The following is a 13,356-nucleotide window of genomic DNA, read 5'->3' on the forward strand; positions in this document are numbered from 1 at the left end:
TTTGTCAACAAATAATCTGAAAATTTTGATTAAAAAGAATTTTCGTGATGAAAATTAAGCGCTCATTTTCCTAAATAACACTTGTTAAATGGCTTTGTTTACTTATAAAATATTACTCAGAGTTTATTAACTTAAAGAAGGTGTTGACCATTTCTCATTTTGAAAATGACCGTACACATCAAGATGATGAAAATGTACGCATGATAGCACTCTCCGACATTCATCCTAATCCATATCAACCGCGTGTGACTTTTGATGAGAAGCAACTCGATGATTTAAAAGACTCCATTAAAACGCATGGTGTCTTACAACCTATCATTCTACGTCAAACTATTAGAGGTTATCATATCGTGGTTGGAGAAAGACGTTATCGTGCCTCATTGAAGTTAGGTCTTGATACGATCCCAGCTATCGTTAAGTTGCTTTCTGAGCAAGAGATGATGGAGCTTGCGATTATTGAAAATTTACAGCGTGAAGATTTGAATGCGATTGAAGAAGCGATGAGTTATCAAAAATTGATGACGGAACTTGATATGAATCAGGAAGAGGTAGCGAAGCGATTAGGTAAATCTAGACCCTATATCGCGAACATGTTGAGGTTGCTAAAATTACCTGTTAAGATTAGAGACTTAGTGCAAAAAGGTCAATTATCAGGTGCGCACGGACGTACGTTATTAGCACTAAAGAATCAAGACGATATGATTCATTTAGCACATAAAACAATTCAAGAATCGTATAGCGTCCGTTATTTAGAAGAGGTCGTGCAGTCTTACCAACCGTCTAAAAAGCCTTCATCTAAAGTTTCTACGTCATTACCAAGACTCATTCAAAAACATGAACGTAAGCTTAAGGAAGCGTATGGTACGGACGTAAACATATCGATTAAAAAACAAAAAGGTGAAATTGCGTTTACCTTTAAATCAGAATCAGAATATCATCACTTGATTCAACTACTACAAGATAGAAACGAGCGTGACTAGTACATGGTGAAACAAATAGATAATATTTTTAAAGGGTTAATTGAACCTTTAACGAAACCAGAAACGTATGAACAACTCATAACAAAATTAATTATTATTGCGATTTATATTATCGTCGCGTTTATCTTAACGCGTATCGTAAATAAAGTTATCGCACAGTTCTTTAAGATGAATAAACGTAACAAGAATTATGCACGTGCGAAGCGTTCTGAAACGTTGATTACACTTGTTCAGAACGTCGTAGGTTATATTATTTGGTTTATTACAATTACTACAATCTTAGGTAAATTTGGTGTAAGTGTTGAAGGTATCTTAGCCGGTGCTGGGGTTGTAGGTTTAGCCATTGGTTTTGGTGCTCAAACGTTAGTTAAAGATATCATCACTGGTTTCTTTATCATCTTTGAGAATCAATTTGACGTTGGTGATTATGTTAAAATTAATACATCAGGCGCTACAGTGGCAGAAGGCTTTATTAAATCAATTGGACTTCGTTCTACAAGACTGACAACGTTTTCAGGTGAACTTGTGATCTTACCAAATGGTACGATTAACGAAGTGGTAAACTACTCTGTTAGCAATAACACGTCAGTTGTCGAAATGCCTTTTTCTGCGGAGGAAGACATTACAAAGGTAGAGACGTTATTAAGCGAATTCTTGCCGAAAATGCGCAAGGAACATGATGTCTTTACGAAAGATCCAATTGTACTTGGTGTAGAGCGTGTGACAAGTTTAGAAATCGTGATTAAAATCACTGCTGAAACAATACCTGGCGAAGGATTTGCAGGTGCTCGTATCTTACGACGTGAGATTAAAGAATTCTTCCAACGAGAAGGTATCAAACCATCTACGCCAGCTTATGTTAGTTATGATCCTAATCGTCCAACTCATAACGCGTAAATCAAGGAGGAAATAAGTTGACATCTAACTATCAGTTAAATGATATAGTAGAAATGAAGAAACAGCATGCATGTGGTACGAATCGATTTAAGATTATACGTATGGGCGCAGATATTCGTATTAAATGCGAACACTGTGATCGCAGTATCATGATGCCACGACAAACCTTCAATAAAAAACTTAAAAAAATATTAGTATCACAGGATACAAATGATAAGGAGAATGAATAATGGCTTTAACAGCAGGTATCGTAGGGTTACCAAACGTAGGTAAATCAACATTATTTAACGCAATTACAAAAGCAGGTGCACTTGCTGCAAATTATCCTTTCGCAACAATCGACCCTAACGTAGGGATTGTAGAAGTGCCTGACCATCGTTTACAAAAGTTAACTGAAATTGTTGTACCTAAGAAGACAGTTCCAACGACTTTCGAATTCACTGATATTGCAGGTATCGTAAAAGGTGCTTCTAAAGGTGAAGGTTTAGGTAACAAATTCTTATCTCATATTCGCGAAGTAGATGCAATTTGTCAGGTTGTTCGTGCGTTTGATGACGACAATGTAACGCACGTTTCAGGTAAAGTTGATCCGATTGACGACATCGAAGTTATTAACATGGAGCTTGTACTTGCTGACTTAGAATCTGTTGAAAAACGTTTACCTCGTCTTGAAAAGATGGCGCGTCAAAAAGATAAAGACGCTGTGAATGAAGTGCGTATCTTAACTGAAATTAAAGAAGTGCTTGAAAATGGTAAACCAGTTCGTAGTATGGAATTCACGCCTGAAGACCAAAAGTATGTTAAGCAAGCACAATTACTTACATCTAAAGAAATGTTATACATCGCTAACGTAGGCGAAGATGAAATTAATGATGACGATAATGAAAAGGTTAAAGCAATTAAAGAATATGCTGAGAACGAAGGTTCTGACGTTATCGTGATTAGTGCTAAGATTGAAGAAGAAATTGCGACACTTGATGATGAAGATAAAGAAATGTTCTTAGAAGACCTTGGTATTGAAGAGCCAGGCTTAGATCGTTTAATCCGTAAGACTTATGATTTATTAGGTTTAGCGACTTACTTCACTGCAGGTGTACAAGAAGTACGTGCTTGGACATTTAGACATGGTATGTCAGCACCACAATGTGCGGGTATTATTCATACAGACTTTGAACGTGGTTTCATTCGTGCCGAAGTAACAAGCTATGATGATTTAGTTGAGTACGGTGGCGAACAAGGTGCTAAAGAAGCGGGTAAAGTACGTTTAGAAGGTAAAGATTATATTATGAAAGATGGCGACGTTGTTCACTTTAGATTCAACGTTTAATGCTAATAGTCGAAACAGTGAGTGACATGCTCACTGTTTTTTTATAAGTTAGGAGCGGTTGAGGTCATGCAAGACATCTTTAAGCATTTTAAATGGGCGCTTGTGATAATGGCGCTTCACGCTTTAACATGGCTTGTGATGTTATTCCTGTTACCATCGGACATCGTCATGCAAAAGCAGTCTGACGGACGTTTAACATATACATTGCCAAAGCTATTTGCCTTTGTTGCTTGTATGGGTGTGACGGTATTTGTATTTCTGCTTACGTTAATACCACCTATGAAAAACGGAGTCGTCATCAAGCCATATCGAGATCAATTGATTGTAATAAGTATGCAGGTACTTATGCTTATCGTAAGTTTATTTATCATTATAAATGCTTTGATTCATTAAGTCTTTTTAAAAAAGAAACTTTTCTGCAGTATTAACAATCGTCTGTTATAATTAAATTAAATTCATAATTATCTTTTAATTGCATTTAACTTTTATCCAAGCAAATGAGATGGAGGAATTACGATGGAATGTAAACCGATTAGAGCAACATTATTTGAAGACCTTGATTTTGAGAATGACCACGTATTCTATAATAGAAGGCTTGAACATTTTCAAGTGATATTTGAAATGAAAGGTTCGAAAACTGTTGACTCACTTACAACGGCTTATGACGACTCCGAAAAGAACGGTGTTGCTATGGGTCAGTATTATATTCCTGAGTATTCGAAACATTATTTACTCATTTTCGCTTCAAAAGACAAAAATAAATTATTGCAGCTAGAGCGTAACGATCGTGTATTGGATCGTAACGATGTTTACGAGTTAATTGAAGTTGCAAAGAAGGCGTAACTAAAGGGCTTTTCAAAGAGGGAAAGTATTGAAATGATTTGAACATTGAACTAAGGATTTATTATTGTATAATGTAACTCGGTATGCTATAATACTTGATTGTGAGTAATGAAAATTATTCCTTGCTTATTATTAAGTTAGTAAGCCGTATAGACCACAAGGAGGTGCAAATATAATATGAGAACTTATGAGGTTATGTACATCGTTCGTCCAAATATCGACGATGAAGCTAGAAAAGCATTAGTTGAACGTTTCAACGGCATTCTAGAATCTAAAAGTGAAGAAGTATTAGAAACTAAAGAGTGGGGCAAACGTCGCCTTGCTTACGAAATCAATGATTTTAAAGAAGGTTTCTATTACATCGTACGCATCAATGCTGAAGGTAACGAAGCTACAGATGAATTCCAACGTTTAGCTAAGATTAATGACGATATCATTCGTTATATCGTAGTTCGCGAAGACGAAGACAAGAAGTAATTTAATTTGGGGGCGTTAACATGATTAACCGAGTTGTATTAGTAGGTCGTTTAACTAAGGATCCAGAATACAGAACGACTCCCTCAGGCGTAAGTGTAGCGACATTCACTTTAGCAGTAAATCGTACGTTTACGAATGCGCAAGGGGAACGTGAAGCGGACTTCATTAACTGTGTTGTTTTTAGAAAACAAGCAGAGAATGTAAATAATTATTTATCTAAAGGAAGTCTTGCTGGCGTTGATGGTCGCATACAGTCACGCAGTTACGAAAACCAAGAAGGCCGTCGTATTTTTGTTACAGAAGTTGTCTGTGATAGCGTTCAATTCCTTGAACCTAAATCAGCTCAAAGTGGTCGTCAGTCTAATAATCAAGGTAATAACTACCAAAATTATGGACAACAAAACTTTGGCGGACAACAACAAGGTCAAAATACTTCGTCTTACCAAGATTCATCAAAACCTAAGTCAGATAATCCATTCGCAAACGCTAATGGACCGATTGATATTAGTGATGATGATTTACCATTCTAAAATAATAAACGTTATATAAAAATTATCTAAAAGGAGGCAGTTATCATGGCAGGAGGACCAAGAAGAGGCGGACGTCGTCGTAAAAAGGTATGCTATTTCACAGCAAATGGTATTACACACATCGACTATAAAGACACTGATCTTTTAAAACGTTTTATCTCAGAACGCGGTAAGATTTTACCACGTCGTGTTACTGGTACGTCAGCGAAGTATCAACGTATGTTAACTTCAGCTATCAAACGTGCACGTCACATGGCATTATTACCATATGTTAAAGAAGAGCAATAATTATTGCTAAATCCCTAAGGCTTAAGGCTTTAGGGATTTTTTGTTATGTTAAAACTTTTATATAAGACACAACCCAGGTATAATAATTAAAAATTACTTAGTTTTTAAGTTAAGTGAGTGGGTGTTCTTTATGAATGAATTTCTTGTTCCAAAGCCTTTTGAGCCTCAACGATTACCTATAGACTCGAGTATCTATATTAATGACTATGAAACCTTAGTGCGTTTAACTAAAGCTAATCGATATTTAGGTGAATATAAAGGTTTTTTATCAACTTTAATTAATCCGATATTATTGATTTCTCCCTTAATTAATCAAGAAGCGGTATTATCTTCTAAATTAGAAGGTACACATGCTACTTTAGAAGATGTCTTAAACTACGATGCAGGTATCGTGGTGGATATTGAACGTGATGAAATGAGGGAAGTAGTCAACTATAGAAAAGCTCTTTTTTATGCTATGGATGTACTAGGAACGTTTTATGAAGACGATCCTCAAAAATTACCATTGACTGGTCGAATTATAAAGGATATGCATTGCATACTTTTAGAAGGCGCAAGAGGTAACTCTAAGCGTAAAGGTATCTACAAAGTCTACCAAAATTACATAGGGGGTAAATCAAGCGTTTCATTTACACCAGTATCACCTCAGTTAACTGATGACTATATGCAGAATTTGGAAGCTTATATACATAAAGAAGATTTTGATGTACTCATCCAGTCTGCGATTATACATGCTCAATTTGAAATGATACACCCATTCGAAGATGGCAATGGTAGAATAGGCAGATTGTTAATTCCACTATTTCTGTATTATAGAGAAATTTTACCTTTTCCAACGCTATATATGAGTATGTATTTTGAAAATGATAGAGCTTTGTATCTTGATAAGTTAAGCCGTGTATCTCAGAAGAACGATTGGATTGGTTGGATTAAATACTACCTTGAAGGGATTATCGCTCAAACCGAATATAGTATACAAGTTGCTAAAGAAATTTATGCTTTGTATGAATTTATGAAAAATAAAGTAATTAATCAACTTAATTCGGCAAATAGTATTAAACTTTTAAACTTTATTTTTGAGTCTCCGGTATTTAATGCAAAGCAAGCTAGTAAGGCTTCTCAACTAAGTATTAGAAGTATATATACGCTATTAAATAAAATGGAAAAGTTGGGTTACATTAAATCTACCGATAAGAAACGAAATAAAATTTATTACTGCCCTCAGTTACTTGAAATTATACAAATTTAGTAAAACGATTGGTTGTTTCTATGAAGATGAATACTGATAGTGAAGTAAAACGGGAAATACTTCATTAAGGAACGTCGATAGTGAAGTAAAACGGGAAATACTTCATTAAGGAACGTCGATAGTGAAGTAAAACGGGAAATACTTCATTAAGGAACGTCGATAGTGAAGTAAAACGGGAAATACTTCACTAAGGAATGTCGATAGTGAAGTAAAACGGGAAATACTTCATTAAGGAACGTTGATAGTGAAGTAAAACGTCAAATACTTCACTAAGAAATATAATAGGGTTCTGTTGCAAAGTCAGAAAAAATATAACTAATTATCATTTTAACATGGTAGTATTCCCTTAACTGGCCAACATGTGACTAATTTCGTAGCACGGCGAAAATCCGTAGATTTGAAGAGACCTACGGTTCTTTTTATATAGACTATAAATACATTCAATACCTTTGAGTGTATTCTTTGCCGTATTGACGCTTTGATATCTCGTCTTTCTCACTTTAATATGACGGTGATCCTGCTCAATGAGGTTATTAAGATATTTAGATGTACAATGACAGTCGGGATTAAGTTTAAAATCTTTAATCAACTTAGACATTGCCACCTTCGTCGAAGGTGCCTGGTCTGTAATTATCATTTGAGGTTTACCAAATTGTTTAATAAGTCGCTTAATAAACGCATATGCTGAATGATTATCTCGTTTCTTACGTAACCAAATATCCAATGTATGACCATCTGCATCAATGGCACGATATAAATAGCACCATTTTCCTTTTATTTTAATGTATGTCTCATCAACGCGCCATTTATAATAAGCTTTTTTATGCTTTTTCTTCCAAATTTGATACAAAATAGGAGCATATTCTTGAACCCAACGGTAGATCGTTGAATGATGAACGTTAACGCCGCGTTCTCTTAGTATTTCAGATATATCACGATAACTAAGCGCGTATCTTAAGTAATAGCCAACGGCTACAGTTATTACATCTTTATTAAATTGCTTATATCTAAAATAATTCATAGAGAACGCTCCTTTTTTGTTAAAATTATACTATAAAATTAACTTTGCAACAGAACCACTAATATTTATCATCCTTAAATAGTCTTGTACAAGGGGTGATAAAAATGGAGTGGGCGACACATATTATAGACCAATTGGCAAATATACATTTCTCTATTGCATTAATAGTTAGTTTTTCGGTCGGATTATTGACAAGCTTTAATCCCTGTATGCTAGGGATGGCTTCCAGTATCTTTGCTTTTAAAGGAGAATCTAAAAACAAAAGCATTTTACCCATCACTTTGACTTTTATGATTTCTTTTACACTTACGTTCACGATTCTTGGTGTGGTTAGTATTTTTTTGGTGAGCAAGTATTAGAATGGACGGAACAATATGAAGATTTATTTCATAATTTTCTAGGTTTCTTATTTTTATTAATTGGATTTTATGTTCTCGGTTTAAGGCTTCATCACTTTCTAGGGTTACTTCCTTTTAGAGTTGTTACCTTTTATTCCAAACCTGAAAAAAACAACAAAAACCTCGTAATCCTATAATGAAGGCTTACTCGTTAGGTACCTTGTTTGGCCTTACACCATCACCATGTACAACACCTATGATTATTGCAATGATCGCCTTCGCATCAATTACTGGGTCATTAGTTAAAAGTACCCTTTTGTTACTAGTATATGGGATTGGACATGGCATGCCCTTTTTGATCATTGGATGGTTGGCTAGGGTATTGAAGAATACCAGATGGATGGTACGGTGGCAGAAACTCTTGAGTAAAGCAATTGGCGTTGGATTATTTCTTGTCGGTTTGTATTTCTTTTTTGAATAGCTATTAAAGAATCGGTTCTCTATATTATGAATGAACCGATTTTTTGTACATTTATATTTGGTTGTTTGTGTTCCTAATTCCACTAAAAATCCTCGTTTTAAACTATACTTTTTCATTTTCCTGTTTTTGTTGCCCCTTACGAGTTTCCAACCACATATCCAATATCATTAAAGCAACACCAGAAACTATGAAAACATCAGCGAGATTAAAGATAGGATAATCAATAAGCCGAAAATCAAGGCTATCTACTACTTCTCCTCTAATCAAGCGGTCAAAAAAGTTCCCTATTGCTCCACCTAGCAACAGTGATAAGGCAAAAGAGATTCGTCGGTTATTCCTTCCTTCTGTTTGTAAATAATAAATGATACCCAGTACAACAATTAACGTTACAATAATAAAAAACCAGCGTTGACCTTGCAAAATTCCAAATGCTGCTCCTTTATTTCGAAGAGAAGTAATATGGAATACTCCTTCCCATAAAGGAATGGTTTGACCTATTTCCATCCATTTGACAATCGCAGATTTCCATAGTTGATCAATGATTAAAACGATGACTGCAATGATATAGTAGATCCTGATTCTCCTCCAATATTCATTATTTTAAAGTATACCATGATATAACGAACAAATGTATATTTTATTGTTGCAATAAAACGTTATGTTATTTATACTAATATATACAAACAATAATTTGAATGTTATTGTATACACTAATTACAGAGGAGGGGTTGTTTTGAGTATTACTTCCATAAATAAAAAAGAACATGATTTAGATGGTATAAAATCAAGGGGAAAAGATGCTTGTGAGACATTTATATTTGACCCAGAAAAGGTTGAGCGCCGTCAGCAGGAAGTCGGTCAAACGGATGGCTTATCACAATTGTTTAAAGTTTTTGCGGATGATACACGGTTGAAAATTGTTTATGCACTTACGCAAGAAGATGAAATGTGTGTCTGTGATGTAGCAACGATTATTGGTTCTACGAATGCTACTGCTTCACACCACCTACGTATGTTACGTAATATGGGGCTTGCCGAGTACCGTAAAAAAGGGAAGATGGTTTTTTATAGGCTAGTAAGTAATCATGTGCATCACCTTATGCAAGAAGCACTACAGTTGAAGGAAAAGAAGTAAATGTGATGAGTGTTGGGAAAAATTAGTTAAAATGTTACAAACAACTCAGTCCTCCGTTTTACGTGATGGAATGCAGTTGCTCAAAAATAAACCATAAAAATTACCTAAGAAAAGACCATTAGATAAAAAATCATCTCAGGAGATTTAAGCCCTGGTATCCACTGGGGCTTAAATCTTGTTTTTTCTCTGAATTGTACCCTGATGGTCCAAATTATTTGTGAAATGGAATGAATTAAAGTAAGGAGAGTTTGTAATGTTCTCATGGACTGTAGTATCTCTTGTGTTACTCACAAGTATAGCTAATCTTGTTGGAGGACTTATTGTCGTGAGAAAAGAATGGTCCCCCAAAGCTCTTACATATTTAATGGCTTTTAGTGCAGGTTTTCTTTTATCCATAGGTATTCTTGATCTAATGCCAGAAGGATTAGAAAATTCACCTGAAAATGGAATCTATATATTAATAGGATTTTTAGTATTATTTGCCTTTCAAAGAATCCTCACAACTCATTTTCATTTCGGCTATGAAACACATGAGGATAAACTCAGTAAAAAAACGGGCGGTTTAGGTGCCTTTATCGGAATGACCATTCATAGTTTCTTTGATGGGGTCTCCATTGTTGCGGGATTCGAAGTAAGCAGTGAATTAGGTTTCCTTGTGTTTGTTGCTGTATTACTTCATAAAATACCAGATGGCTTAACCATTTCTTCGATTGTTCTTGTAGTATTTAATGACAGGAAAAAGGCGTTTATTGCCTCTGCAGTACTGGCTTTGGCTACTATATTTGGAGGGGCTTTAGTATGGCTACTCAGTGACACAGAATTTGCAGCTGAAGTACTTGGCGATTCTTTTGCAAGAATTGCTTTGTCATTTTCAGCAGGTGTTTTTCTATATGTTGCAGCAACGGACTTACTTCCAGTTGTTAATCAATCTGAAAATCGAAAAACTGGTCTTTACGTTTTGCTTGGTGTAGCCGTTTTCTATATAGCTTCTTGGATCATAGGAGTTGTTGGGTTGGAATGAAAATATTAAAGGAATAGCCTTGAATAATCAGTTGAGGAAATTAAACAGAAAAGTTGAGTTTAGTCTTAGCAAAAAAAGAAATAAAATATAATCAAATAATCATTTGACTATCTATATGTGTGGATATATAATAGCAACAGAACATAACGTAATATTCAAATGAATATCATAATGAGAGGTGGCCAAGAATATAGGAATTCCACATGCATTGATTGATAAAAGATACATTAGTTAATTAAGAAGGAGGTTATTAAATATGAGTGAAGCAACGAAGCCATTAGAGAAGAAATATGTCTATCGTGTTGATGGATTTTCATGCGCAAACTGTGCAGGAAAGTTTGAAAGAAATGTTAAAAAAATTCCGGGAGTAGAGGATGCAAAAGTAAATTTTGGAGCATCCAAAATTTCCGTTTACGGAGAAGCAACGGTTGAAGAATTAGAAAAAGCAGGTGCCTTTGAGAACCTTAAAGTGGCTCCAGAAAAACCTAGACGGCAGGCTCCGCAAGAGGTTAAAAAAGACAAAAATATATATCGTGTTGAAGGGTTTTCATGCGCAAACTGTGCAGGAAAGTTTGAAAGAAATGTTAAAAAAATTCCGAGTGTGGAGGATGCAAAAGTAAATTTTGGAGCATCTAAAATTTCCGTATACGGAGAAGCAACGATTGAAGAATTAGAAAAAGCAGGTGCTTTTGAGAATCTTAAAGTGGCCTCTGAAAAACCTGTACGGCAAGCTACACAAGAGATTAACCAGGAAAAAGAGGATGAAAAAGAAGAAAAAGTGCCATTCTATAAAAAGCACAGTACTTTACTCTATTCGACCTTATTGATTGTTTTCGGATATCTTTCAGTCTTTGTTAATGGGGATGAGAACATTGTTACTACATTATTATTTGTAGCATCGATGTTAATAGGAGGATTATCGCTTTTTAAAGTTGGTTTCCAAAACTTGTTACGCTTTGAATTTGACATGAAAACACTTATGACTGTTGCAGTTATAGGTGGTGCGATTATAGGAGAATGGGCAGAAGTTTCTGTTGTTGTCATACTCTTTGCAATTAGTGAAGCTCTAGAACGATTTTCTATGGATAAAGCGAGACAATCAATTCAATCATTAATGGATATTGCACCTAAAGAGGCACTTGTTAGACGAAAAGGTCAAGAAATGATGATTCATGTAGATGATATTGCAGTTGGAGATATTATGATTGTCAAACCTGGTCAAAAGATTGCCATGGACGGGATGGTTGTAAGTGGGTACTCTGCTGTTAATCAAGCTGCCATTACAGGTGAGTCAGTCCCTGTTGAAAAAGCGGTTGATGATGAAGTATTTGCAGGTACTCTAAATGAAGAAGGATTACTTGAAGTAGAAATAACTAAATTAGTAGAAGATACAACCATTTCAAAAATTATTCATCTTGTAGAGGAAGCACAGGGAGAACGAGCACCATCTCAAGCCTTTGTAGAAAAATTTGCGAAATATTATACTCCGATCATCATCATCATAGCTGCGTTAGTTGCTGTAGTTCCACCATTATTCTTTGGGGCTAGTTGGGAAACATGGGTTTATCAAGGTTTAGCTGTTTTAGTCGTTGGTTGTCCATGTGCGTTGGTTATTTCCACCCCGATTTCGATTGTTTCAGCAATTGGAAATGCAGCGAAAAAGGGTGTCCTAATAAAAGGTGGCGTTTATTTAGAAGAAATGGGTGCCTTAAAGGCCATTGCTTTCGATAAAACAGGTACTTTGACAAAAGGTGTCCCTGTTGTAACTGATTTCAATGTGTTGAACAAACAGGTAGATGAAAATGAAATGCTATCCATTATTACTGCATTAGAGTATCGTTCTCAGCACCCTCTTGCATCAGCAATCATGAAAAGAGCAGAAGAGGCGAATATTTCTTATTCAGATGTTGTGGTAGATGACTTCTCTTCCATTACAGGAAAAGGAATTAAGGGTACTGTAGACGGAACGACCTATTATATTGGAAGTCCAAAACTATTTAAGGAACTGTCAAACTCTAGTTTTGATAAGAATTTAGAGAAAAAAGTTGCAACTCTTCAAAATCAAGGGAAAACTGCTATGGTTGTTGGAACTGACAAAGAAATACTAGCTATTATTGCAGTAGCAGATGAAGTACGTGAATCAAGTAAAGAAGTCATTCAAAAACTACATCAACTTGGCATCAAAAATACAATTATGCTTACCGGTGATAATAAAGGTACTGCGAATGCCATTGGAAGTCATGTCGGAGTAAAAGAAGTTCAGGCTGAATTAATGCCTCAGGATAAATTGGATTATATTAAACAATTGAAATCGGAATACAACAACGTAGCTATGATTGGCGATGGTGTCAATGATGCACCTGCATTGGCAGCTTCCACTGTTGGAATTGCAATGGGTGGAGCTGGTACTGATACAGCATTAGAAACGGCGGACGTTGCACTAATGGGAGATGATTTAAGAAAACTTCCGTTTACGGTAAAACTAAGTCGAAAAGCGCTAAACATAATAAAAGCTAACATTACTTTTGCAATTGCTATTAAATTTATTGCCTTATTATTGGTTATTCCAGGTTGGTTAACACTCTGGATTGCGATTCTTTCAGATATGGGTACAACTCTTCTTGTAGCGTTGAACAGTTTACGACTTATGCGAGTGAAAGAGTAAGAGTAAAAAGGGCTTTCCATTTAGAAAGCCCTTTTAATCAAAATGTAGATTATTTTTTATAAATTGTCTAATAAGAGAAGAAAAATAGGTGAAAATAAGAAAAA

The 13,356-nt window shown here is 35.3% G+C and carries 16 protein-coding genes; 14 read left to right on the forward strand and 2 right to left on the reverse strand.

The window, feature by feature from the left end; genetic code table 11:
* Window positions 1–200: 200 nt before the first annotated feature.
* From ACF3N8_RS02345 to ACF3N8_RS02390, 10 genes are all read left to right on the forward strand, one after another.
* Window positions 201–980, forward strand: coding sequence for a ParB/RepB/Spo0J family partition protein (locus tag ACF3N8_RS02345; protein ID WP_392450414.1), 780 nt, complete (start codon window positions 201–203; stop codon window positions 978–980).
* Between the two features lie 6 nt (window positions 981–986).
* Window positions 987–1,877: a mechanosensitive ion channel family protein gene (locus ACF3N8_RS02350; RefSeq protein ID WP_392450415.1), complete on the forward strand. Its 891-nt coding sequence runs from the start codon at window positions 987–989 to the stop codon at window positions 1,875–1,877.
* Between the two features lie 17 nt (window positions 1,878–1,894).
* Entirely contained in the window at window positions 1,895–2,107 is a 213-nt protein-coding gene (locus ACF3N8_RS02355) for a DUF951 domain-containing protein (protein WP_009383300.1), read from the forward strand.
* Window positions 2,107–3,204, forward strand: coding sequence for a redox-regulated ATPase YchF (ychF, locus tag ACF3N8_RS02360; RefSeq protein ID WP_009383302.1), 1,098 nt, complete (start codon window positions 2,107–2,109; stop codon window positions 3,202–3,204). Before ACF3N8_RS02355 ends, ychF begins: the two co-directional genes overlap by 1 nt.
* Before the next feature lie 66 nt (window positions 3,205–3,270).
* Window positions 3,271–3,597 carry a hypothetical protein gene (locus tag ACF3N8_RS02365; protein ID WP_009383304.1) on the forward strand — a complete coding sequence of 109 codons (327 nt, stop codon included), beginning with the start codon at window positions 3,271–3,273 and terminating at the stop codon, window positions 3,595–3,597.
* Between the two features lie 123 nt (window positions 3,598–3,720).
* Window positions 3,721–4,047, forward strand: a complete 327-nt coding sequence (locus ACF3N8_RS02370; RefSeq protein WP_009383305.1) for a hypothetical protein — start codon at window positions 3,721–3,723, stop codon at window positions 4,045–4,047.
* A 177-nt stretch (window positions 4,048–4,224) separates the two neighbouring features.
* Entirely contained in the window at window positions 4,225–4,524 is a 300-nt protein-coding gene (gene rpsF / locus ACF3N8_RS02375) for a 30S ribosomal protein S6 (RefSeq protein WP_009383306.1), read from the forward strand.
* Between the two features lie 20 nt (window positions 4,525–4,544).
* On the forward strand, window positions 4,545–5,054 hold the full coding sequence (ssb, locus tag ACF3N8_RS02380) for a single-stranded DNA-binding protein (RefSeq protein WP_009383307.1): 510 nt from the start codon (window positions 4,545–4,547) through the stop codon (window positions 5,052–5,054).
* 45 nt (window positions 5,055–5,099) lie between these two features.
* Entirely contained in the window at window positions 5,100–5,342 is a 243-nt protein-coding gene (gene rpsR / locus ACF3N8_RS02385) for a 30S ribosomal protein S18 (protein WP_009383308.1), read from the forward strand.
* Between the two features lie 130 nt (window positions 5,343–5,472).
* On the forward strand, window positions 5,473–6,591 hold the full coding sequence (locus ACF3N8_RS02390) for a Fic family protein (RefSeq protein ID WP_392450179.1): 1,119 nt from the start codon (window positions 5,473–5,475) through the stop codon (window positions 6,589–6,591).
* A 346-nt stretch (window positions 6,592–6,937) separates the two neighbouring features.
* Here the strand turns inward: ACF3N8_RS02390 and ACF3N8_RS02395 are convergent, their stop codons facing one another.
* Window positions 6,938–7,612 carry an IS6 family transposase gene (locus tag ACF3N8_RS02395; RefSeq protein ID WP_392450160.1) on the reverse strand — a complete coding sequence of 225 codons (675 nt, stop codon included), beginning with the start codon at window positions 7,610–7,612 and terminating at the stop codon, window positions 6,938–6,940.
* A gap of 534 nt (window positions 7,613–8,146) precedes the next feature.
* Here ACF3N8_RS02395 and ACF3N8_RS02400 point away from each other — a divergent pair.
* Window positions 8,147–8,431: a cytochrome c biogenesis protein CcdA gene (locus tag ACF3N8_RS02400; RefSeq protein ID WP_081502238.1), complete on the forward strand. Its 285-nt coding sequence runs from the start codon at window positions 8,147–8,149 to the stop codon at window positions 8,429–8,431.
* Window positions 8,432–8,533: 102 nt separating this feature from the next.
* On the opposite strand, the gene lspA is transcribed toward ACF3N8_RS02400, so the two are convergent.
* Window positions 8,534–9,010, reverse strand: coding sequence for a signal peptidase II (lspA, locus tag ACF3N8_RS02405; protein ID WP_162129658.1), 477 nt, complete (start codon window positions 9,008–9,010; stop codon window positions 8,534–8,536).
* Window positions 9,011–9,164: 154 nt separating this feature from the next.
* Between lspA and ACF3N8_RS02410 the strand changes: the two genes are divergently transcribed.
* From ACF3N8_RS02410 to ACF3N8_RS02420, 3 genes are all read left to right on the forward strand, one after another.
* Complete coding sequence (locus tag ACF3N8_RS02410) at window positions 9,165–9,566, forward strand: metalloregulator ArsR/SmtB family transcription factor (protein ID WP_002454665.1); 402 nt, start codon at window positions 9,165–9,167, stop codon at window positions 9,564–9,566.
* Between the two features lie 253 nt (window positions 9,567–9,819).
* Window positions 9,820–10,587, forward strand: coding sequence for a ZIP family metal transporter (locus tag ACF3N8_RS02415; protein ID WP_002454666.1), 768 nt, complete (start codon window positions 9,820–9,822; stop codon window positions 10,585–10,587).
* Between the two features lie 256 nt (window positions 10,588–10,843).
* The gene (locus tag ACF3N8_RS02420) at window positions 10,844–13,252 is read left to right on the forward strand and encodes a heavy metal translocating P-type ATPase (protein ID WP_238094325.1); all 2,409 of its coding nucleotides are present in this window, start codon (window positions 10,844–10,846) and stop codon (window positions 13,250–13,252) included.
* Window positions 13,253–13,356: the final 104 nt, after the last annotated feature.

Origin of the sequence: Staphylococcus massiliensis (assembly GCF_043186315.1) — a bacterium.
GTDB classification, from domain to species: Bacteria; Bacillota; Bacilli; order Staphylococcales; family Staphylococcaceae; genus Staphylococcus; species Staphylococcus massiliensis.

Excerpts from the sequence above, each read along its gene's own strand:
- ACF3N8_RS02395 (WP_392450160.1), bottom strand. The coding sequence starts at position 7,612 with ATGAATTATTTTAGATATAAGCAATTTAATAAAGATGTAATAACTGTA.
- ychF (WP_009383302.1), top strand. The coding sequence starts at position 2,107 with ATGGCTTTAACAGCAGGTATCGTAGGGTTACCAAACGTAGGTAAATCA.
- ACF3N8_RS02370 (WP_009383305.1), top strand. The coding sequence starts at position 3,721 with ATGGAATGTAAACCGATTAGAGCAACATTATTTGAAGACCTTGATTTT.
- ssb (WP_009383307.1), top strand. The coding sequence starts at position 4,545 with ATGATTAACCGAGTTGTATTAGTAGGTCGTTTAACTAAGGATCCAGAA.
- rpsR (WP_009383308.1), top strand. The coding sequence starts at position 5,100 with ATGGCAGGAGGACCAAGAAGAGGCGGACGTCGTCGTAAAAAGGTATGC.
- ACF3N8_RS02345 (WP_392450414.1), top strand. The coding sequence starts at position 201 with ATGATAGCACTCTCCGACATTCATCCTAATCCATATCAACCGCGTGTG.
- ACF3N8_RS02415 (WP_002454666.1), top strand. The coding sequence starts at position 9,820 with ATGTTCTCATGGACTGTAGTATCTCTTGTGTTACTCACAAGTATAGCT.
- ACF3N8_RS02420 (WP_238094325.1), top strand. The coding sequence starts at position 10,844 with ATGAGTGAAGCAACGAAGCCATTAGAGAAGAAATATGTCTATCGTGTT.
- ACF3N8_RS02400 (WP_081502238.1), top strand. The coding sequence starts at position 8,147 with ATGAAGGCTTACTCGTTAGGTACCTTGTTTGGCCTTACACCATCACCA.
- rpsF (WP_009383306.1), top strand. The coding sequence starts at position 4,225 with ATGAGAACTTATGAGGTTATGTACATCGTTCGTCCAAATATCGACGAT.
- ACF3N8_RS02365 (WP_009383304.1), top strand. The coding sequence starts at position 3,271 with ATGCAAGACATCTTTAAGCATTTTAAATGGGCGCTTGTGATAATGGCG.
- ACF3N8_RS02390 (WP_392450179.1), top strand. The coding sequence starts at position 5,473 with ATGAATGAATTTCTTGTTCCAAAGCCTTTTGAGCCTCAACGATTACCT.